At 64.8% G+C, this 19635-nt stretch carries 20 protein-coding genes; 6 read left to right on the forward strand and 14 right to left on the reverse strand.

Features of this window, described 5'->3' with window-relative positions; genetic code table 11:
- Positions 1 to 16 precede the first annotated feature (16 nt).
- From AAFN55_RS13005 to AAFN55_RS13040, 8 genes are all read right to left on the reverse strand, one after another.
- The gene (locus AAFN55_RS13005) at positions 17 to 793 is read right to left on the reverse strand and encodes a cyclase family protein (RefSeq protein WP_347799257.1); all 777 of its coding nucleotides are present in this window, start codon (positions 791 to 793) and stop codon (positions 17 to 19) included.
- A 12-nt stretch (positions 794 to 805) separates the two neighbouring features.
- Positions 806 to 2122 (reverse strand): TRAP transporter large permease, encoded by a 1317-nt coding sequence (locus AAFN55_RS13010; protein WP_347799258.1) that lies wholly within the window; start codon positions 2120 to 2122, stop codon positions 806 to 808.
- Positions 2119 to 2691: a TRAP transporter small permease gene (locus AAFN55_RS13015; protein WP_347799259.1), complete on the reverse strand. Its 573-nt coding sequence runs from the start codon at positions 2689 to 2691 to the stop codon at positions 2119 to 2121. The genes AAFN55_RS13010 and AAFN55_RS13015 overlap by 4 nt, the downstream gene beginning before the upstream one ends.
- 63 nt (positions 2692 to 2754) lie before the next feature.
- On the reverse strand, positions 2755 to 3819 hold the full coding sequence (locus tag AAFN55_RS13020) for a C4-dicarboxylate TRAP transporter substrate-binding protein (protein ID WP_347799260.1): 1065 nt from the start codon (positions 3817 to 3819) through the stop codon (positions 2755 to 2757).
- 69 nt (positions 3820 to 3888) lie between these two features.
- Complete coding sequence (locus AAFN55_RS13025; protein WP_347799261.1) at positions 3889 to 4545, reverse strand: TetR/AcrR family transcriptional regulator; 657 nt, start codon at positions 4543 to 4545, stop codon at positions 3889 to 3891.
- A 204-nt stretch (positions 4546 to 4749) separates the two neighbouring features.
- Positions 4750 to 5988 carry a Zn-dependent hydrolase gene (locus AAFN55_RS13030; RefSeq protein WP_347799262.1) on the reverse strand — a complete coding sequence of 413 codons (1239 nt, stop codon included), beginning with the start codon at positions 5986 to 5988 and terminating at the stop codon, positions 4750 to 4752.
- Positions 5985 to 6653: a TenA family protein gene (locus AAFN55_RS13035; RefSeq protein WP_347799263.1), complete on the reverse strand. Its 669-nt coding sequence runs from the start codon at positions 6651 to 6653 to the stop codon at positions 5985 to 5987. Before AAFN55_RS13035 ends, AAFN55_RS13030 begins: the two co-directional genes overlap by 4 nt.
- Position 6654: 1 nt before the next feature.
- Positions 6655 to 7497, reverse strand: a complete 843-nt coding sequence (locus AAFN55_RS13040; RefSeq protein ID WP_347799264.1) for a BtpA/SgcQ family protein — start codon at positions 7495 to 7497, stop codon at positions 6655 to 6657.
- 26 nt (positions 7498 to 7523) lie between these two features.
- Here AAFN55_RS13040 and AAFN55_RS13045 point away from each other — a divergent pair, with 26 nt between their 5' ends.
- The gene (locus AAFN55_RS13045) at positions 7524 to 8420 is read left to right on the forward strand and encodes a PfkB family carbohydrate kinase (RefSeq protein WP_347799265.1); all 897 of its coding nucleotides are present in this window, start codon (positions 7524 to 7526) and stop codon (positions 8418 to 8420) included.
- A gap of 11 nt (positions 8421 to 8431) precedes the next feature.
- Here AAFN55_RS13045 and AAFN55_RS13050 read toward each other — a convergent pair whose 3' ends face one another.
- The 6 genes from AAFN55_RS13050 to AAFN55_RS13075 are packed head-to-tail and all read right to left on the reverse strand — an operon-like array spanning position 8432 to position 14137.
- A complete protein-coding gene (locus AAFN55_RS13050) occupies positions 8432 to 9199 on the reverse strand; it encodes a glutamine amidotransferase (protein ID WP_347799266.1) in 768 nt (255 codons plus the stop codon).
- Between the two features lie 38 nt (positions 9200 to 9237).
- Complete coding sequence (locus AAFN55_RS13055) at positions 9238 to 10305, reverse strand: phosphotriesterase (RefSeq protein WP_347799267.1); 1068 nt, start codon at positions 10303 to 10305, stop codon at positions 9238 to 9240.
- 6 nt (positions 10306 to 10311) lie between these two features.
- Positions 10312 to 11313: an ABC transporter permease gene (locus AAFN55_RS13060; protein WP_347799268.1), complete on the reverse strand. Its 1002-nt coding sequence runs from the start codon at positions 11311 to 11313 to the stop codon at positions 10312 to 10314.
- On the reverse strand, positions 11310 to 12122 hold the full coding sequence (locus AAFN55_RS13065; protein ID WP_347799269.1) for an ATP-binding cassette domain-containing protein: 813 nt from the start codon (positions 12120 to 12122) through the stop codon (positions 11310 to 11312). The genes AAFN55_RS13060 and AAFN55_RS13065 overlap by 4 nt, the downstream gene beginning before the upstream one ends.
- Positions 12122 to 13072 (reverse strand): substrate-binding domain-containing protein, encoded by a 951-nt coding sequence (locus AAFN55_RS13070; protein WP_347799270.1) that lies wholly within the window; start codon positions 13070 to 13072, stop codon positions 12122 to 12124. Before AAFN55_RS13070 ends, AAFN55_RS13065 begins: the two co-directional genes overlap by 1 nt.
- Positions 13073 to 13111: 39 nt before the next feature.
- Positions 13112 to 14137, reverse strand: a complete 1026-nt coding sequence (locus AAFN55_RS13075; RefSeq protein WP_347799271.1) for a LacI family DNA-binding transcriptional regulator — start codon at positions 14135 to 14137, stop codon at positions 13112 to 13114.
- 272 nt (positions 14138 to 14409) lie between these two features.
- Between AAFN55_RS13075 and AAFN55_RS13080 the strand changes: the two genes are divergently transcribed.
- Genes AAFN55_RS13080 through AAFN55_RS13100 form a run of 5 tightly spaced genes read left to right on the forward strand, consistent with a single transcriptional unit; the run spans position 14410 to position 19612 of the window.
- Positions 14410 to 15222, forward strand: a complete 813-nt coding sequence (locus AAFN55_RS13080; RefSeq protein WP_347799272.1) for a DeoR/GlpR family DNA-binding transcription regulator — start codon at positions 14410 to 14412, stop codon at positions 15220 to 15222.
- Complete coding sequence (locus tag AAFN55_RS13085) at positions 15219 to 16028, forward strand: BtpA/SgcQ family protein (RefSeq protein WP_347799273.1); 810 nt, start codon at positions 15219 to 15221, stop codon at positions 16026 to 16028. Before AAFN55_RS13080 ends, AAFN55_RS13085 begins: the two co-directional genes overlap by 4 nt.
- 4 nt (positions 16029 to 16032) lie before the next feature.
- Entirely contained in the window at positions 16033 to 17013 is a 981-nt protein-coding gene (locus AAFN55_RS13090) for an ABC transporter permease (RefSeq protein WP_347799274.1), read from the forward strand.
- Positions 17013 to 18113 (forward strand): M42 family metallopeptidase, encoded by a 1101-nt coding sequence (locus tag AAFN55_RS13095; RefSeq protein ID WP_347799275.1) that lies wholly within the window; start codon positions 17013 to 17015, stop codon positions 18111 to 18113. Before AAFN55_RS13090 ends, AAFN55_RS13095 begins: the two co-directional genes overlap by 1 nt.
- Positions 18110 to 19612, forward strand: a complete 1503-nt coding sequence (locus AAFN55_RS13100) for an FGGY-family carbohydrate kinase (RefSeq protein WP_347799276.1) — start codon at positions 18110 to 18112, stop codon at positions 19610 to 19612. The genes AAFN55_RS13095 and AAFN55_RS13100 overlap by 4 nt, the downstream gene beginning before the upstream one ends.
- Positions 19613 to 19635 lie beyond the last annotated feature (23 nt).

Below are 19635 nucleotides of genomic sequence, written 5' to 3' on the forward strand. Positions count from 1 at the left end.
GCTCCTCCCTCCCTGGCTAGTCTTCGAAAATCGCGACGGCGCGGGTGAAGCCCGCCGAGGCTTTTTCGATCTTGAAGGGGAAGCAGGCGATCATGTAGCCGGTGGCCGGAAGCTGATCGAGCTGGCCGAGCTTCTCGATGTGGCAATAGCCGATCTCCATGCCGGCACGGTGACCTTCCCAGATCAGCGATGCGTCATGGGTTTCGCCATAGCGCTTCGCCGTATGGATGAAAGGCGCATCCCAGCTCCACGCATCGGTGCCGGTCACCCGAACGCCGCGGCTGGTGAGATACAAAGTCGCCTCGCGGCCCATGCCGCAGCCCGATGCGAGATAGTCGTCCTGCCCATACTTCGCGCCTGCCGACGTGTTGACGACGACGATGTCGCCCGGCTGGATTTCATGGCCGATGCGCTTGAGTTCGGCCTCGACCTCGTGAGCGGTGACGACATGGCCGTCCGGCAGATGGCGGAAGTCGAGCTTGACGCCCGGGCCGAAGCACCATTCCAGCGGCACCTCGTCGATGGTCAGTGCGCGCTTGCCGCCATCCATGGTGGAGTGGAAGTGATAGGGCGCGTCGAGATGCGTGCCGTTATGCGTCGACACCACCAATTGCTCGACGGCCCAGCCTTCGCCGGCTGGAAGCTGGTCTTTCGTCAGCCCCGGAAAGAAGCCGGTAAGCTGCCCGACCGACTGCTGGTGATCGATATAGGTGATCTGCGGTTCGGTGCCTTTCGGGTCCGAGGCGATGCCGGCCTTGAGGGCGGTGGAGATGTCGACGATACGGCGTGCCATGCCTGTCCTTCCTTAGAGTAGACCGAGCGAGATGCTCGGGAACATGACGATGATCATCAGCGCAATGAACATGAGAACCGCGAATGGTGCGGCGCCAATGAAGACGTCCTTGAGCGATATGGAGGGGTCGTCCAGCGATCCCTTGACGACGAACACGGACAGTCCCATCGGCGGCGTCAGCAGGCCGATCTCCACGGCGAGAATGGTGATCATTCCGAACCAGATCAGGTCGATGCCAAGCGACTGCGCGACGGGCAGAGCCAAAGGCACGGTAATGAGAAGGATCGACGATGAGTCGAGGATCGTTCCCAAGAGCACAAGCACGGCGATGTAGAACATCAGGAAGCCGTAGACGCCGACATCCATGCTCACGATCCATTCGGTGAGGAAGGACGGCAGGCCGGTCAGCGCCAGCATGCGGCTGTACATGGTGGCGGCGATAATGAGGAAGCAGATCGCCGCGGTGATGTGGCCGGTTTCGATGGTCACCTGCCACAGGACCTTGCCCGTCAGCCGGCGCTTGACGAAGGCGATGACGATGGCGCCAAGCGCGCCGATCGCGCCGGCTTCGGTCGGCGTGAAGATGCCGCCATACAGGCCGCCGAGGACCAGCCCGACCAGAATGACGATCGGGGACAGCTTGGAGGTGACCTCCCTGACGGCTGCAAACCCCGTGGTGTCGTAGGTTTCCGGCACGGCGGCGACACCGGTGAAGCCGCTCCAGTACTTCACCATCAGCCAGATGCCGACGCAGAAGATGATCGTGACCAGAATGCCCGGCCCGATGCCGGCGATGAACAGCGCGCCGACCGACTGCTCGGCAAGGATGCCGTAGAGGATCATCAGCAGGCTGGGCGGCAGCAGCATGCCGAGGATCGACGAGCCGACGACAACGCCGGTCGAGAACCTGGCAGTATGCCCGGCGCGCATCATTTCCGGCACCGCGATCTTGGTGAAGACTGCGGCCGAAGCAATCGAGATGCCGGTGATCGAGGCAAAAATCGCGTTGGCGCCGACGGTCGAGATGCCGAGGCCACCGCGCAACTTGCCGAGAAAGCGTGTCGCCACATCGAACGTGTCGCGCCCGATATTGGCGCGGCTGACGACCAGTCCCATCAGGACGAAAAGCGGCACCACGCCAAAGAGATAGCTGGAAATGCTCTCGCGCGCCGCGAGCGACAGGATGCGCGCGGCCTGTTCGGGATTGTCACGCAAAATCCAGATGCCGAAGAACGAGACGATAGCCAGCGCGATCGCCACATGCATGCCGGTGTAGATGAGAAACAGGATCGCGCCGAGCGACCACAGGCCGATTTCAAAGCCGGTCATCGCGCACCTTCCGTACTGTCTGGAGTGCGGAACGTGACGATGAGGATACCGACGGCACGCAGCGCGAAAGCGATGCACAGCGCCACGGACCCCATCAGCACGACGAAATAGGTCGGCCAGATCGGCGCGAGGAACTGCCCGACTGTCCCGACCATTTCGCCACGTCCATAGCTGCGCATGAAGAGTGGATAGAAGGCGTGGACCAGCACAGCCACCAGACCGACGCCGGCCAGATGCATGATCGCGTCGATCACCCCTGCAACACGTGGCGACTTGGTGCGAACCAGCATCAGGAAGCCGTCCGCACGCGTCAGCCTGCCACGCAGGAGCGTGTTGGCGATCTGGAGGAAGACGATGCCGAGGATCAGCATCGAAACGATTTCCGGCACGCCGGGAATGGGGCGTCCGAGAAAGGCCCGGCCGACCACGTCAGCCGTGATGATGACCATGATGAACAGGATGGCTGCCGTGCCGATCATGCTCATCGCGACGGTCGCGCGATCGAAGAGCCTGAAGACCAGATCATAGCTCCGCAGACCGGTCAGATTGTTATCCGGTGTGGTGGACACGGCTTCTTTCCTGCTTGGAGGGGAGGTGGCTGCGGAGCGGATGCCCCGCAGCCGGTTTCACGATCAGCGCTGCGACCAGTCGCGTGCGAGCGGAACTTCGGCTTCCTTCAGGATGCCGATATAGGCGTCGAGAACTTCCGAGCCGGGAAGACCCTGGCCATCGGCGTTCTTCGCCCATACGTCGGCGATCTGCGGCAAGGCGGCTGCCCAGCGGGCGCGCTCTTCGTCGCTGAGCTTGGTGATGGTGCCGCCATTGTCTTCCATCTGCTTCAGAGCGGCCGCGACGCGGGCGTTCTGCTCGCTGATATAGGCGGCGGTGTAGGCCTCCGCCCCGGCGCGCAGGGCTTCCTGCACCTCTGCCGGCTGGCCGTCATACCAGTCCTTGTTGGCGACCAGCGAACCGGCATATTGCGCGCCGAAATCGGTGATCAGGATGTGCGAGGCGACTTCCTGCAGCTTGGCCGGAGCGGCGGCTGTGGGGAACACGATCGTGCCGTCGAAGACGCCCGTCTGGATGTCGTTGTAGTAGGTGGTCAAATTGCCTGCCACGCCGACCGCGCCGGTGCCTTCGAGCCAGTTGACCGCCGGTCCGGGCGCACCGATCTTGCGGCCGTTGAGGTCGTCGATCGAGGTGACCGGGAAGTTGGTCATCAAGAGGTAGTTGTCGAGCGCGAAGCCGCCGCCGAGATACTCGGCATTGTACTTCTCCCAGGACTCGATCATGCCCGGGATATCCCGGTGCAGCCTGTCGACCGCGCCGATCACGACCTGCGGGTCGGACGTGCCGAACGGCGTGAAGTAGGAAACGTTCTGCAACGGCAGCGACGTCGGCTCGAACACGGTCGGCACCACGCCGATTTCGGCCAGGCCATCCTCGATCGCCTCGAGCTCGCCGCCGACCGAGGCCAGCGTGCCGCCATAGGCCTCGCTCCAGGTGATCGTGTGTTCGGTGCCCTCAAGCTTCGCGTTGACGGTAGGGATGAAGGTCTCGGTGAGATGCTTCACCCACAGGAAGACAGGCGGGTGCCCGTTCACCACCGTCACGGAGATGTCGTCCGCGTGGGCCGGAATTGCGACGCTTCCCGCAAGCAGTGTGGCCATGGCAGTCATCGGCAGTCTGAAGTTCATAGTTACCTCCCGGATCAAGATAGTTTTTCATCACGCCGGCAGTGGCCCGAGGCCGCCGCCGGAATTCATTCAACCGCCCGTGGCGAGTGCGCGCGTGCCGGCTGCGAGATAGCGAACCACACGCTCGATCGACTCCTCGGTCTCGTCTTCGCGACACAGGCCATCGGAGAGATCCGTCACGCGACCGGTGCGCGCCATCATCAGCATGCCCACCGAGATCGCGTTCATGTAGGCCCACACCGCGTTCCCGCGATCGAGCCCCGGCACATGCGTGTGCAGTGCCTCGATGAACTCACGCGCGATCCCGTTGAAATTCTCCGCCGTGAGCTGGATCGAGCGCTCGTCCGCGCCCGATGCGATCTGGACGATGATGCGCGAATAGCTCTGGCCGGCGCCGTCATGCGCGTTGCTCATCTCGATCGTCGGGCGCACCAGCGCCTCGAAGATGCGCTCCGGCGTCACCTTTGACGGCGCGCTCAGCACGTCGGTCAGGAGGCGGTGGCGATGGCCGTTCACCTGCGCGCTGCGACGCGCGATGACCTGCTCGAACAGGGCTTCCTTGGAACTGAAATGATAGTGGATGAGGCCGAGATTGACGCTGCCTTCGTCCGCGATGGCGCGCGTCGTGGCGCCGGCGAACCCACAGGCCGCAAAGACACGCTCGGCGGCATCCATGATGTCGCTGCGCACGTCACGCCGCTGCGTGCTGCTGGTCGCGCTGTTCAAGGCAGTCTCCTCCCTCGACCAAACCTGGGTGCCAGATAAAAGCGCCCGCCAGTTTTGGTCAATTGAACAAGACAATTGACCAAAACCACCGAGCGGTCAAGAGGGGTTCGCGCTCACGCGGTAGGCTGTGGCGTGAGCGGCGTTCACTTCGACGGCCGCAGGGGCCACGCTTCAGGTTTATCTCCGGCTCTCCATCGCCGCGGCCTACACGCTTGATGCCAGCAGCCGCGCGGTGGATGCCAGCATCCGGCATCCGGTGGCGACATGTTCCGGCTCGACATACTCCGCCTCGTTGTGGCTGAGGCCGTCGCGGCATGGCACGAAGATCATCGCGGAGGGGGCCACGCGGGCCACGAAGAGCGCGTCATGGAACGCGCCCGACAGCATCGGCTTCGTCTTCACACCCAGCATTGCCGCGGCGCGATCCATCGTCTGAAGGATGTCCGGCGAGAACCGGCCGGGCGGCATATCGAACAGCCTTTGCGTGCGCGAAGAACAGCCGAACCTGTCTGCACTTTCCGCGATCCTGGCGACGACGACCGCCTCGATACGGTCGAGCTCCGCCGGATCAGGGTGTCGGATATCGACGGTGAAGCGCACTTCCTCGGGAATGGCGTTGATCGAACCGGGCGCGACCGAGATGCGCCCGATCGTGAAGCGCGCGGCCTCGTCGCCGGGCATGACCGCATCGTAGAGCGCGTTGAGCGCATGCGTCGCGGCCCGCATCGGATCGCGGCGATAGGCCTGCGCGGTGGTGCCGGCATGCGCGGTCTGGCCGCTGACGACCACCTCCAGCCAGCGCGTTCCCTGTATGCCGGTAACGACGCCGATGGGAATACTCTCCGCCTCCAGCGACGGTCCCTGCTCGATATGCAGTTCGACATAGGCGGAAATCGGAAAGCCGAGCAGACGCATCGCGGCTTGCGGCAGGCTGGCAAGCGTCGCTTGCAATTCATCGGCGAAACGCGGCCCATCGGCGGCGTACTTGTCCGCCCAGTCGTCCGGTATCGCGCCTTGCGAAAACGCCATCGAGCCCATGCAGCCGGGCGAAAAGCGCGATCCTTCTTCGTTGGTCCACGCGACCACCTCGACGGCGCGTTCCGTCGCTTCTCCCGAATCCTCAAGGCTCTCCAGAACCTCGAAAGCCGACAGCGTGCCGAGCGCGCCGTCATAGCGGCCACCTGTCGGTTGGCTGTCGAGGTGGCTGCCGATCAGCAGCGGGGGCACGTCGCCGCGACGCCCTTCGCGGCGGATGAAGAGGTTCGCCATCGGATCCTGAAAGACTGCGAAGCCGCGCTTGATGGCGAGGTCCGCCAGAAGCCGGCGTGCAATGCGGTCGCCCTCGGTCAGCGCCTGCCGATTGACACCACCCTTGTCGGTCGCGCCGATTGCCGCGAACTCTTCCAGCCGGTGGTTGAGCCGTTCAGGATCGATCGCGGTCATCGGTCGGCAGGCTCCGGCGCGTCGAGATAGGCAGCGTCGTGAAACGCGATTTCGAGCTGTTGCGCATGGCCGAAGACAGCGCTGAGACGGGCTCGCTCCGCGTGCTCGAGATGCGGGCCGGCCGCGTCGAGTTCGGCTTTCAGCCACAGCGCCTGCGCCGCGAAATCCTCATGCGCGTGCAGGTCCACCCACTCTTTCAGAAGCGAATCGCTGATCGTTCGGCCGCTCGCCTGCCGGCACCATGTCCAGTACATCCATTCGGCGGCGAACATGGCGGCGACCGTGTCGAGATAGCCGCCGTCCCGGGCGATCGAGAGCATGCCCTGGCGAAACGCCGCCACTTGGGGAATGTCGGTGTCGTATGCCGATGGATCGATGCCACGCGCGGCGAAGGTCTTCTCGAAATAGGCGATCTGCTGGTTGGCGAGCGCGTCGAGAACGCCGATCAGCCAGCGCTTTTGCGCGATGGTTTGCGCCCTGGCGGCGGCATAGGCGAAGATCGAGATGGCCGTATCCACGAACGCGCCCTCGAAGACGAGATAGCGCGCGAAGACGTCTTCAGGCAGCCGGTCCTGCTTGATGTCCTCGACGAAACGATGAGCAACCATCGCTTCGAGGACGTCCCGGTTCTCGCGCAATATCTGTTCGGACAGCGTTTCGCTCATCTCAATCACCCAATGCGGGCTGCGCGGCTTCGATGAAGCTTTTCACGCGCGCCGGATCGACGGGGTTCCACCACACGCCGCCTTGCTTGAGCGACGATGCGACGATGACGCCGCTGGTGCGCTTGAGGATTTCCACGATGTTGGTCTTGTCCACGCCCGACCCGACCAGAAGCGGCAGATGCGTCGCCGCGCCGATCTCCTCGATCTCCTCGACGGTCGCGGCGTTGCCGGTTCGCTGGCCGGTCGCGATGATCGCGTCGGCGTCGAAGAAGGCGAGATCGCGCGTCAGTTCCTGGATCGTGCGGTCGGCGGTGATGGCGTGCGCGCCGTGCTTCACATGGCTGTCGGTGAACACCTTGATGTGCTCGGCGCGCAAGAGCGAGCGATAGCGCATCGCCTCGGCCGCGCGGCCTTCCATGAAGCCTTCATTGGCGACATAGGCGTTGGCCCACTGGTTGACGCGGATGAATTTCGCGCCGCCCGCCATGGCGATCGCGAAGGCGGGTATCGGCGCATTGGCCAGCACGTTGACGCCGAGCGGCACGCCGGTCGCGCGCGCGATGCGGTCGGTGACCACCGACATGAAGGCGGAGGTCTCAGGGCCGATGTCGTCCGGCTTGGAAAACGGCACGTCGCCGTGGTTCTCGATCATGAGGCCGTGGAGGCCACCGTTCACGAGCGCCTCGGCGTCGCGCATGCAGGCATCATAGATCGTATCCATCGCCGATCCGCGATAGCGCGGCGCGCCGGGGAAGGGCAGGCAATGGATCATGCCGATCAGCGCCTTGTCCCGTCCGAAGATTTCCCTTATGGCGCTTGAATTGTTGTCGGATATCGTCTGCATTTGCCGTCCTCTTTTGAAAGTCTGTCATGCGTGCTCACGTAATCGGCAACGTTGCCGTCGACGAGACAATCGCCGTATCGTCCATGCCCGAGGCCGGCGCTTCCATCCTCGGCCGCGAGGAGACCCGCGATCTCGGCGGCAAGGGCGCCAACCAGGCGGTCGTGATGGCCCGAACCGGTCTTCCCACCACGCTGGTCGCCGCAATCGGCGACGATTTCCGCGCCGGAACGATCCGTGACCAGCTCGCCGAAGAACCGGTCGATGCGCGCCTGATCGCGCTTGCCGGCCGCTCCAGCGACTTCTCGATCATCTTCACCACGCCCGATGGCGAGAACGCCATCGTGACGACGACGGACTCGGCCGAAGCGCTTTCGCTCGACCAGGCGCTCGATGCCCTTGCGCCCGCCGGGCCCGGCGATCTCGTCGTCCTCCAGGGCAACCTCAGCGAGAAAGTCACCCGTGGCCTGCTGTCGGCGGCAAGGGAACGCGGCATGGTCACCGCCTTCAATCCGTCGCCGCTGCGGCCGTATTTCGCCGATTTGTGGCCGCTCGTCGACATCGCCTTCCTCAACCGGGGGGAGGCCGAGCGCCTCGCCGGATCGTCGGGAGCGCAGGCCGCTTCCCGCCTGATGGAAGCCGGCGTGCGCCGCGTCGTCCTGACGCTCGGCGGCGACGGCGCGATGCTCGTATCCGGCGACGCGGCCGAAACGATCCCCGCAGCCGCCACGACCGCGATCGACACGACCGGCGCGGGCGACACCTTCATGGCCGTCGCGCTTGCCTCGGCGGCCTTGCGTGGCGTCGCACTCGACACGCGCGCGATCGCCCATGCCTCCGCGGCCGCGTCCCTGACCGTCAGCCGCCGCGGAACCCGTTCGGCCTTTCCAACCAGCGAGGAGCTGCGGCGCATCCTCGCGGGTTAGGATGAGCCGGGTCAGCGCGGCGAAAGCCAGCCGAGAATGTTCTTCCACAAGCGGCCGTAGCCATCCCACTCGCAGAATGCCGGCGACAGCCAGTGCGGGCCGATGTCGGACGTCCAGGCGGCTGTGCGGCCCTCGCCAAAGACGCCCGTGACGAGCAACGGATGACCGCCCTGATCGTCCGGCAGGCGGGCGATGACTTCGACGTCGTCGCGCTCGCGAACCTCGACCTCGTTGACGCCGAGAAGCAGCGGCCACTCGCCCGAAAGCCCTGCCACCGTCGGATGGTCCGCCTTCGTGACGACGGCGGTCGCGCCTTCGGGAATCTCGACGCGATCATCATAGGGCAGGCAGGTGACGGGCAGCACGTCCTCCACCGGCGTGCGCCGCCAGCGGGCCTTGCCGTCGATGCCCTGGAAGGAGAAGTAGCCGCCGACCATGAGCAGGCCGCCGCCCTTTTCCACCCATGCCTTGATGAGCTTGAGCCGGTTCGGCACCGTCTTGGAATGCAGCCAGACGGCCGGCGGCAGCAGCAGCGAGTTCGCCCCGATATCCGACAGGATGATCACGTCGTAGGCGTCGAGGCCGGCCATCTCGAACGGGAACTTCTCCACCGCCTCGTGGGCCGGCATATAGGTGAGTTCGTACTCGCTGCCTTCGAGCGCCTTCACCAGCGGCTCCGCGCCGAGATGGAAGGTCACGCTGCCGAACTGGTCGAAGCCTTTATAGTGCGTGGCCGAGCTGACCCAGCTCTCGCCGACGAGAAGGACTTTCTTGGTCATGGTCTTTCCGTTCTTTCTTCAGTCATGTGTCGTGCCGGTCAGGCTTTCGCCTCGAAGACCGATCTTGGATTGTCGCGCATCAGAATGCCGATGCTGTTCTCGTCCAGTCCGTGACGCCTCAGCCGTGGCAGGAAATGGCGCAGGATGTAGGCGTATCCGTTGCCGCCGTAGCGCGTCAGCATCATCTTCAGGAAGACGTCGTGCGAGAGCAGGATGCGGTCGAGATGCCCGCGCTCGATGAGCTTGACGATGGCGCGCGCGGCATCCTCGTCGCTCGGACATTGCACCTGCTGGTCGGCATAGAAGAAATCCATGCCGATCATGTCGTATTCGATGAACGCACCGCGTGCGGCGAGTTCGCTCTGATAATCGAGATCGCCGTGCGAGGGGTTCATGTGGCAGAGCACTGTGTGCCGCAGATCCGCCCCTTCCTGCTCAACGACGTCGAGAACCTTGTGACCGAGCCGATACCAGCCGGGCAGGTGAACCATCAGCGGCAGGCCGGTGCGTGCCTGCGCACGCGCCGCGCCCCGCAGCGACTTTTCCTCTTCCGCCGTGAAATCGGCGGAGACGCCGATCTCGCCGATCAGCCCGATACGGATATCGGTGCCATCGACGCCGACATTGGCCTCATGCACGATCTCGTCGGCGATCTGATCGACGCTCATCGCGGCGACCTTGGCCGGATGCGAGCCGGCCAGATAGTAGCCCGCGCCTATGACGATGTTCAGCCCCGACGCCTTGGATATCCGCAGCATCGCGGCCGGGTCGCGGCCGATGCCCTGGCAGGTGGGCTCCACGACCGTGTTCCCGCCCGCATTGGCGAAATCCTTCAGTTCGGTGATCGCCAGCGGTTCGTCGTCAAGCGTGATGTTGTGCTTGTTGACGAACGGGTCCTGGCGCAGTTCGCCGAGGATTTCGATGCACACGAAGCTTGTCGCGAGATGTTGCCGCTCCGGCGTCTTCGGCACATGCCACCAGCAGCGGCAGTCGTTCAATATATGCTCGTGCATCAGCGTGACGCCGAGCGCGGAAGCCTCGATCGGCCCCGCGACGGTCATCACCTTGCCAGACCGGACATGGGCCTCTGAAAGATCACTGGCCATGCGGCGTCACTTCTTTTTCCCGCCGAGGCGGAAATTGGTGGTGAAGATGCGGGTGTTGAGCCAGATCGCCACGAGGATGATCGCGCCCGTCACGATCTGCGTGAAGAATGGCGAGATGTGCATCAGGATCAGTCCGTTGCCGATGACCGCGATGGTCAGCGTGCCGAGAACCGTGCCCAGAATGCTGCCGCGTCCGCCCATCAGGGACGTTCCGCCCAGAACGACGGCCGCGATCACCTGAAGCTCGAACCCGACCGCCGCGTTGGACGAGCCGGAGCCCAGACGCGCGGCGATCAGCAGGCCGGTAATCGCACAGGCGATGCCCGAGACGAGGTAGACCGACGCCACGATCCACTTGGCGGGCATGCCGACGCGCCGCGCGGCCTCCAGATTGGAGCCGACCGCGACCACCTGCCGTCCATATTTCGTCGTCGCGATGATCGCATAGCCGATGATCGCGACGGCTACCGCGATGAGTGCCGGCACGGGGATGCCGAAGAGCTCGCCACGGCCGAGTGCGAGGAAGCCCGGAACGCCTGCGATGGGGATCGAGTAGCCCTGCGTGAGATAGAGCGCGAAGCCGCGCAGGATCGACAGTCCCGCCAGCGTCACGATGAAGGCGGGAATGCCCTGATAGGCGACGAACCAACCCTGCAAGATGCCGATGAGCGCGCCGAATCCGATCATTCCGACCACGACGACCGGCCATGGATAGCCCATGGCGAGCACCAGCGCCGCGACTGCGTTGACGAGCGCCACCAGCGACCCGACCGAGAGATCGATGCCGCCGGTGATGATCACGAACGTCATCGCGACCGCGACGATGAGAATGGGCGCTGCCTGGCGGACGACGTTGAGGATGTTGCCGAGCGTCAGGAACGTGTCGGTCATGATTGCAAAGAACAACACGCAACCAACGAAGAAGGCGGTGATGGAGAGCACCTGTGCGTGCTCACTGAGGAAATCCGCGACGGGAGAGCCGGCCGCGCGTTCGGTATAGGCGGTCAATGGCGTTCTCCCCCGACGATGAGCTTCACGAGGTCTTCAAGATCGGTGTTTGCGATATCGCGCTCGGCGACCTTGGTGCCCTCATACATGACGGCGATGCGGTCGCAGACGCGGAAGAGATCCTGCAGGCGATGCGTGATGAGCACGACCGAGACGCCCTTCGCCTTCACCCGGTTGATCAGCGCCAGAACGGCCTCGACTTCGGCCACGGCCAAAGCCGAGGTCGGCTCGTCCATGATCAGCACTTTCGGGTTGAACGATGCCGCGCGCGCGATCGCGATCGCTTGGCGCTGTCCGCCCGAAAGCTTCTCGACCTTGGCCCCAAGGCGGGGGATTCTGATATCGAGCGCGTCGAGCATCGCGCGCGCCTCGGTCAGCATCCGGGGCCGGTCGAGAAACGGCCCCCTGGTCAGTTCGCGGCCGAGAAAGAGATTGCCGACCACATCCACATGGTCGCAGAGGCTGAGGTCCTGGAAGACCATCTCGATGTGGCGGGTGCGGGCATCGGCGGGGCCGGAAAGGCGGACCTCGTCCCCATCGATGGTGATCGTGCCGTCGTCCGGCAGATAGACGCCTGAGATGATTTTGGTCAGCGTGGACTTGCCGGCCGCGTTGTCGCCGACCAGTCCGAGGCACTCGCCCGGATAAAGATCGAGATCGACGCCGCGAAGCGCCTGGTGCGAACCGAAGGATTTGCGGATGCCGCGCAACGAAACGCGCGGGCTTCCGCCTGCCTGCCCGTCAGGCGGCCGGGGGAGATCGCTTCCCCCGGCTCCTGCGACAGCGGTGGTCTGCTGTCTTTCAGGCATCACTTGAAGATCGCCCGGTAAGGCTCAACATTGTCTTTGGTCACGATGGTGATCGGCACCGAGATCGTCTGCTCGACCGAGCCGCCATCCGACAGCGCCTTGAGTGCATCCACGGCCGCCGCGCCCATCGCGGACGGGTCCTGCTGGATGACCGCTGCGACGTAGCCCGCATCAATGCCGGCGATGGCCTGGGCGGTCAGGTCCCAGCCGAAAATCTCGACCGAATCCTGCTTGCTCTGGCTTTCCACGGCCGCGATGGCGCCCATCAGCGCCGGTTCGCCGGTCGCATAGATCGCCGTCAGGTCGGGGTTGCCGGTGATCAGGTTCTCGGCGGAAGCCAATGCCGTGTCCTGCACGTTCTGGCCGTCGACCACGCCCGCCTTCTCGATGCCGTCGACGCCTTCCAGCGTCTTCTCGAAGCCTTCCTGGCGCACGTTCTGGATGAAGGAGTTCAACGCGCCGACGACGCCGATCTTGGCCTTGCCGTCGCTGTTCGCCTTCACATAGTCGAGAAAGAATGCGCCCATATCCGCGCCGGCCTTGGCGTTGTCGACGCCGATCTGTGCCTTTTGCGGACCTTCCGGCAGGATCGCATCGATGGCGACGACGGGGATGCCCGCGGCGTCAGCCTGCTGGACGGCCGGCATGATGCCGTTCACGTCGATCGCCACGACCGCGATGCCGTCGACCTTCTGCTGGATGTAGGTCTCGATGGCGCTGTTCTGCGCCGCGGGGTCGTTGTTCGCGTTGAAGATGACTAGCTTGACGCCGGCGGCGTCCGCAGCCTTCTGGGCGCCTTCGTTCATCTGGTTGAAGAACAGGGCCTGCTGGTTGATCTGGACGAGGGCGAAGGTCTTTTCCTGGGCCAAGGCGGAGCCGAGGGAAAGGCCGGTGAGGGCGGTTGCTGCGAATGCAGCGGCAAGCGTTCTGCGGGTGATATTCCAGGTCATGGATTGATCCTCTGGTTGGCTGTTCCGTTTCCGTTGCGGTTATTGTTTCGACGGCGGCGCAACGGAGCTTCGCACGACGATTTCGACAGGCAGCAATTCCTCGCGATAGGGGCTGTCGGACTGCTGCCAATTGGTTTCAAGAAGGAGCGCCAGGGCGCGCTGGCCCAGCGCACGCACTGGCTGCCGCACGGCGGTCAAGGGCGGTGCGAAAAGATGAAGCGGGCCGACATCGTCGAAGCCGACGATCGACACGTCCTGCGGGATCGAGACACCTTGCGCGCGCAGCACCTCGATCAGGCCGATGGCGATCTCGTCGGAACTCGCGAAGATGGCGGTCGCCGGCATCGCCGCCTCGAGAAAGCGCCGGGCGGCAGCCCTGCCGAAATCCACCGTATACTCGCCTTCGTAGCGCAGAAGCTCGGCCGCGCCGTCGGTGCCTTCCATCATCGCCTTTTCGAGACCCTGGAAGCGGCGCAGCGTGCTGATCATCTCGCGCGGACCACCGACATAGAGCACGCGGCGATGCCCGTGCTCGACCAGATGCCGGCCCGCGAGATAGCCGCCCTGCACGTTGTCGCAGAAGAGCTTCGGCACCGTGGCTCCCGGCACGTCCTCATCGACCACCACCACCTTGCCGGTGCGGTTGATCAACTCGGCCAGTTCGCCATCGTCGGGGTGATTGGTGATGAAGAGGAGCCCGTCGACATGGTTGCGCTCCAGCATCCTCAGATAGGCCACTTCGCGCCCGGAACGGTTCAGCGTCGCATACAGCGACAGCGCCTGACCCTTGCGATCCGCCTCGTCCTCGACGGCGGCGACCAGGGTGGCGAAAAACGGATTGGCGATGTCGGGCACGACCAGGCCGATCGTATCGGAACGGCCCCGGCTGAGGCGGCGCGCGTGAGGGTTGGGCTCGTATTTGAGGTCGTTGATGGCGGTTTCGATGCGCCGTTTCGTCTCGGCGGGAAGTTCGAGCGAGCCGTTGAGGAGACGCGATACGGTGGTGACCGACACGCCTGCCGCCACCGCGACGTCCTTGAGGCTTGTGGTGCGCTCCCTCGACATAGGTCCCTTCCCAGACTTCGCGAACTCTACGAGTAAACCGATTTACTAAAGCGGTTTACTAATCAAATTATGCCGCCCGAAAAGAGTCAAGGGGATTTTCGCGGCAGCCCTACATCATGCGGCTGTCGGGTCGAACCCGATCGCGGGCACAAGGCGGTTTGGCAATTCCCGCTGGCGAACCCGAGCGAGTCAAAAAGCGAGTCAAAAAAAGCCGTAGCAAAAATATCGGAGAGGGATTGACCCGGGCAAAGTGATCACTAATGATCATAGCCATGGATCATGAGGCACGCAGGGAAGTCCGGTTTCCGCAGGAGCGCCATCGCAGGATGGGCGACCTGATCCTTCAGCGCGGCCATGTCAGCGTCGACGAACTGATCGACGTCTTCTCGGTTTCGGGTCCGACGGTCCGCCGCGATCTTGCGTTTCTCGTGCAGGCCGGGATCGCCGTGCGCACGCATGGCGGGGTGACGGCTGCGAGCCGGTCGGGCGGGCAGGAACCGCTTTTCATGGAAAAGATGCGCCGGCAGCAATCCGCCAAGAGCTGCATCGCGAGGGCGGCCGCGCGGCACGTACGCGACGGCATGCGGGTCGTGCTGGATTCGGGCACGACATGCCTTGCGCTCGCCCGTCTTCTGGCCGGCCGGCCGCTGACGATCGTCGCGCTCGACATCAAGATTTCGGAAGCGGCAGCGACGCGCGAGACGGAAGTCGTCGCCATCGGCGGGCGGCTGCGCAACGGCTATTTCAGCGTCGTGGGCGACGAAACCCTGTCCGCGATTGCCGCCCAGGAAGAGGGCGACATCTTCTTCCTCTCCGCCGATGCGGTGGACGGGCAGGGCATTTCAAACGTGACCGTCGAAGAAGCGAACGTGAAGCAGGCGGCCATGGCGCGCGCGCGCCGCACGGTCCTCATCGCCGACCACACCAAGCTCGATCGCCGCGAAGGCGCGGACGTTTGCGACTGGAACGCGATCGACCTCTTCATAACCGACCGGCATCCGGCCGCCGAACCGTACGAGAACATGGCGGTCGGGATCGAATACTGCAATCCCGACGCCGGCAAGCAAGGAAACAAGACGACATGACGAGATTCAGGGCCCTCTTCGGCGAACGCAAGCCGGTCATTGCGATGGTGCATCTTTCGCCCCTGCCGGGCACCCCGCTTTATGACGCGGATGGCGGCGTGGAGGCTATCGTGGAAGCCGCGCGGCGCGATTTGCGTGCCCTTCAGGCGGCGGATGTCGATGCCGTGATGTTCGGCAACGAGAATGATCGCCCCTACGAATTGCAGGTCGACACCGCTTCGACGGCAACGATGGCCTATGTGATCGGCCAGGTGCGCAAGGAGATCGAAAAACCCTTCGGCGTGAACGTTCTGTGGGACCCGATGGCCTCCGTCGCGCTTGCGGCTGCGACCGGTGCGTCCTTCCTGCGCGAAATCCTGACCGGCACCTATGCCTCCGACATGGGCCCGTGGACGCCCAATGCAGGTGCGGCCATGCGCTACCGCGACCGGCTGCAGCGGCCCGATCTCGTGATGCTCGCCAACGTGTCGGCCGAGTTCGCCTATTCGCTCGACCGCCGCGAACTCGCCGACCGCGCCCGCTCGGCGGTGTTCTCGTCGATCCCCGACGCCATTCTGGTATCCGGCGCGATCACCGGCGAAGCTGCCGAAATGGCGGATCTGATCGCCGTGAAGAAGGCGCTGCCGGACACGGCGGTTCTGGCCAATACCGGCGTCAAGCACGCCACCGTCGCGGATGTCCTCAAGGTGGCGGATGGCTGCATCGTCGGTTCCTCCTTGAAGGTGGACGGCGATACGTGGAAGGCTGTCGATCCTGAGCGGGCCGCCGAATTCATGCGGCTTGCCAAGGCAGCACGGGGAGAGTGAGCGTATGAATGCACGGCGCGACACGACAGGCGCATACATTCTGGGTCTCGGCCTGCTTGCCCTGGCGATCTTCGTCACGCTGAGCTTTTACGCGCCGAACTTCCTGTCGAGGGCCAATCTGAGTTCGATGGGATCGCAGTTCCCCGAATTCGGCCTGCTCGCGCTGGCACTCCTGCCGACGATGATCTCCGGCGGCATCGACCTCTCCGTCGTGGCGATCGCGAACCTGTCGTCGATCGTCGGCGCGCTGCTCCTGAGGGCGGGACCGGAATACGCCTGGATGGCGGTTCCCGCCGCCCTCCTGACCGGTCTCGCATGCGGCGCGCTCAATGGCTGCCTCATCGCCTATCTGCGGCTGCCGCCGATCCTGGCGACGCTGGGAACGCTGCAACTCTATGGCGGCATCGGCATTGTCATCACCGGCGGCCCGGCAATCACCGGGCTCCCGGCGTGGTACGGGTCGTGGGGCAACTGGTCGATCGGCGGTGTCGTGCCCGTGCCGCTCGTGGTCTTCACCGTCGTCGCGCTCATGATGGGGCTGTTCCTGCGCTTCACGGCAACCGGCATGCGCGCCCGTCTCTATGGCGCCAATCCGCGCGCCGCACGTTTCGTCGGCATTCAGGAGCGGCGGCTCGTCATCAAGATCTACGCGACCGCAGGCCTCATTGCCTCGATCGCGGGCCTCGTCATCCTGGCGCGGGTCAACTCCGCCAATGCCGATTACGGCGGGTCCTACCTGCTGCTCGTCATCCTCATCAACATCCTGGCCGGCGTCAGCCCCTTCGGCGGCATCGGCTCGACCATCGGCGTGGTGCTGGCGGTGCTGACGCTTCAGCTCATCTCGTCGGGCCTCAACTTCCTCGCCTTCACCGCATTCGCGCGCGACCTGTTCTTCGGCGCGCTCCTCATCACAATCATGTCGCTTCGCGTCATCGTCGAAAACCGCATCGGCGATCTCAGAGCGCTCTTTTCGAGACCATCCTGATGACCGACCGTTTACGCCAAGATCTCAATGCATTGATGCTCATACCCGGCCTTTCGGGCCATGAGGACAGGGTTCGCCGCCATCTGCGCGACCTGATGGAAAAAGAGGGGATCGCCTGTCGCACCGACCGGCTGGGCAACCTCATCGCCACGCTCGAAGGCGATGACGGCGCGCCGAGCGTGATGCTCTTCGCGCACACTGACCAGCTCGGCTTCATCGTCCGCAAGATCGAAGCCAACGGGCTGATCCGTGTCGAGCGGCTGGGCGGCATACCGGAAAAGGCGCTGCCGGCGCAAAGCGTGCTCCTGTGCGTGGGCGAGGGGCGCGACGTTCGCGGCATCGTCGCCAACAAGAGCCATCACGCGACCCCGCCGGAAGAGAAGTACAAGGTCACGCCCTATGCGGAGCTGTTCATCGACATCGGCGAGGAGAGCGCCGAGGCCGTGCGCGCGCTGGGCGTCGAGATCGGCACGCCGGTCGTCTATGAGCCCAACGTCTTCGATCTGGGCGAGCACCGCGTCGCCGGCACGTCGGTCGACGACCGGGCGGGCTGTGCCGTGGTCGTGGAAGCGGCGCGCCGCCTGAAGGACGTGCCGTCGCGCCCGACCATCCACTTCGTGTTCGCTGTGCTGGAGGAATTCAACCTGCGCGGCGCGATGGTCGCGGCGCAGTCGCTCCAGCCCGACATCGCCATCCAGCTCGACCTCGCGCTTACCTCCGACACGCCCGACATGGCGCATCGCGGCGAAGTGCGGATGGGCGCGGGGCCGGCGATCTCGCACTACTCCTTTCATGGGCGCGGCACGCTCAACGGCACGATCCCGCATCCGGCCGTCGTCGACGTGGTGCAGCGCGCCGCGAGCGAGGACGGCATCCCGCTCCAGCATACGGCGCATGTCGGCGCGCTGACGGACTCGTCCTATGTCCAGCTCGTCGGCGAGGGCGTGGCCTGCGTCGATCTCTGCTTCCCGAGCCGCTATACGCACACCTCGCTGGAAGTCTGCGACATGCGCGACCTCGAGGGTCTCACCGCGCTCGTCGTCGGCGCCATTGCCCGCATGGGCAGGGACTTCGACCTCGACCGGGACCGCTACACATGAGCGGCGCCTTTCTCGGCATCGATATCGGAACCTTCGAGACGAAGGGCGTCGTCGTATCGGACGAGGGCAAGATCCTCGCATCGGCACGCCGGTCGCATCGCATGATCGTGCCGCGCTCCGGCTGGGCCGAGCACGATGCCGAGCTTCATTGGTGGGGCGAGTTCCGCGATATCGCGCGCGAAGTGATCGCCGCGTCGGGTCTGCCGGCTTCCGCGATACGCGCGGTCGGCGCCAGCGGCATCGGCCCGTGCATGCTGCCGGTGGATGCCCATGGCGCGCCGTTGATGAATGCCGTGCTCTACGGCGTCGATACGCGCGCCCATCAAGAGATCGCCGACCTGACCGCCGCGATCGGACAGGAGACGCTGCTGCGCCGGACCGGCAACGGGCTGACCTCGCAATCCGTCGGGCCGAAGATCCTGTGGCTGAAGCGCAACCGGCCCGACATCTATGAGAAGGCCGCGGGCTTCGTGAATTCCTCGACCTTCATCGTCGAGCGGCTGACCGGCGAACGCGTTCTCGATCACTATTCGGCGGCAAGTTTCTCGCCGCTCTACGATGTGCGCACCAATGACTGGGCCGACGATCTGATGGACGGCATCGTCGAGCGCGAGCGCCTGCCGCGTCTTCTCTGGTCGAGCGAGGTCGCCGGCCACGTGACCGCGCGCGCAGCCGAGGAGACCGGGCTGGCCGAAGGCACGCCGGTCATCGCGGGCACGATCGATGCCGCCGCCGAGGCGCTGAGCGTCGGTGTCTCGCGCCCCGGCGAGATGATGCTGATGTACGGCTCGACGATCTTCATCATTCTCGTCACCGAGAAGGCCGCGACCGATCCCCGGCTGTGGTATGCGCCGTGGCTCTTTCCCGGCCGCCACGCGATGATGGCCGGGCTTGCCACCAGCGGTACACTGACCCACTGGTTTCGCGACCGTTTCGCGCGCGAGCTTGCCGGCGACAAGGCGATGGCGACGCTGGCGGGGGAGGCCGGAGCCTCGCCGCCGGGCGCGAATGGCGTGATGGTGTTGCCCTATTTCTCGGGCGAGCGCACGCCGATCCACGACCCGCACGCCAAGGGCATGATCTTCGGACTGGACCTCACCCATGAGCGCGGCGACATCTATCGCGCGGTGCTGGAGGGGATCGCCTATGGCGTTCGCCACGTGCTCGACACCTATGGCGAGACCGGCAACCCGCCCCAGACGATCACCGCCGTGGGCGGCGGCGTGCGCAATGCCGTCTGGCTGCAGGCCGTGTCCGACATTTCCGCGAGCCCGCAAATCCTGCGCAGCGAGAGTTTCGGCGCCAGCTTCGGCAGCGCCTTCCTTGCCGCGATCGGCGTCGGTTATGCGCAGGAAAGCGACATCGAGCGCTGGAACGCACCGGCCGGACGCATCGAGCCGCAGACCGATCTGGCGTCGCTCTACGATGACGGTTTTCGCACATATCGTGGCCTCTACGAGGCGACGCGCAGCTTCATGCATGCCGAGCGCAAGGCATGATTGGGGAACGGCCTTCCCGTAAA

The organism is Mesorhizobium sp. CAU 1732 (assembly GCF_039888675.1).
GTDB lineage: Bacteria > Pseudomonadota > Alphaproteobacteria > Rhizobiales > Rhizobiaceae > Aerobium.

What these genes read in the sequence shown, in the direction of transcription:
- AAFN55_RS13075 (WP_347799271.1), bottom strand. Translation starts at nt 14,137, where the DNA reads ATGTCGAGGGAGCGCACCACAAGCCTCAAGGACGTCGCGGTGGCGGCA.
- AAFN55_RS13010 (WP_347799258.1), bottom strand. Translation starts at nt 2,122, where the DNA reads ATGACCGGCTTTGAAATCGGCCTGTGGTCGCTCGGCGCGATCCTGTTT.
- AAFN55_RS13020 (WP_347799260.1), bottom strand. Translation starts at nt 3,819, where the DNA reads ATGAACTTCAGACTGCCGATGACTGCCATGGCCACACTGCTTGCGGGA.
- AAFN55_RS13080 (WP_347799272.1), top strand. Translation starts at nt 14,410, where the DNA reads ATGGATCATGAGGCACGCAGGGAAGTCCGGTTTCCGCAGGAGCGCCAT.
- AAFN55_RS13045 (WP_347799265.1), top strand. Translation starts at nt 7,524, where the DNA reads ATGCGTGCTCACGTAATCGGCAACGTTGCCGTCGACGAGACAATCGCC.
- AAFN55_RS13100 (WP_347799276.1), top strand. Translation starts at nt 18,110, where the DNA reads ATGAGCGGCGCCTTTCTCGGCATCGATATCGGAACCTTCGAGACGAAG.
- AAFN55_RS13070 (WP_347799270.1), bottom strand. Translation starts at nt 13,072, where the DNA reads ATGACCTGGAATATCACCCGCAGAACGCTTGCCGCTGCATTCGCAGCA.
- AAFN55_RS13040 (WP_347799264.1), bottom strand. Translation starts at nt 7,497, where the DNA reads ATGCAGACGATATCCGACAACAATTCAAGCGCCATAAGGGAAATCTTC.
- AAFN55_RS13030 (WP_347799262.1), bottom strand. Translation starts at nt 5,988, where the DNA reads ATGACCGCGATCGATCCTGAACGGCTCAACCACCGGCTGGAAGAGTTC.
- AAFN55_RS13050 (WP_347799266.1), bottom strand. Translation starts at nt 9,199, where the DNA reads ATGACCAAGAAAGTCCTTCTCGTCGGCGAGAGCTGGGTCAGCTCGGCC.
- AAFN55_RS13085 (WP_347799273.1), top strand. Translation starts at nt 15,219, where the DNA reads ATGACGAGATTCAGGGCCCTCTTCGGCGAACGCAAGCCGGTCATTGCG.
- AAFN55_RS13065 (WP_347799269.1), bottom strand. Translation starts at nt 12,122, where the DNA reads ATGCCTGAAAGACAGCAGACCACCGCTGTCGCAGGAGCCGGGGGAAGC.
- AAFN55_RS13090 (WP_347799274.1), top strand. Translation starts at nt 16,033, where the DNA reads ATGAATGCACGGCGCGACACGACAGGCGCATACATTCTGGGTCTCGGC.
- AAFN55_RS13055 (WP_347799267.1), bottom strand. Translation starts at nt 10,305, where the DNA reads ATGGCCAGTGATCTTTCAGAGGCCCATGTCCGGTCTGGCAAGGTGATG.
- AAFN55_RS13095 (WP_347799275.1), top strand. Translation starts at nt 17,013, where the DNA reads ATGACCGACCGTTTACGCCAAGATCTCAATGCATTGATGCTCATACCC.
- AAFN55_RS13005 (WP_347799257.1), bottom strand. Translation starts at nt 793, where the DNA reads ATGGCACGCCGTATCGTCGACATCTCCACCGCCCTCAAGGCCGGCATC.
- AAFN55_RS13035 (WP_347799263.1), bottom strand. Translation starts at nt 6,653, where the DNA reads ATGAGCGAAACGCTGTCCGAACAGATATTGCGCGAGAACCGGGACGTC.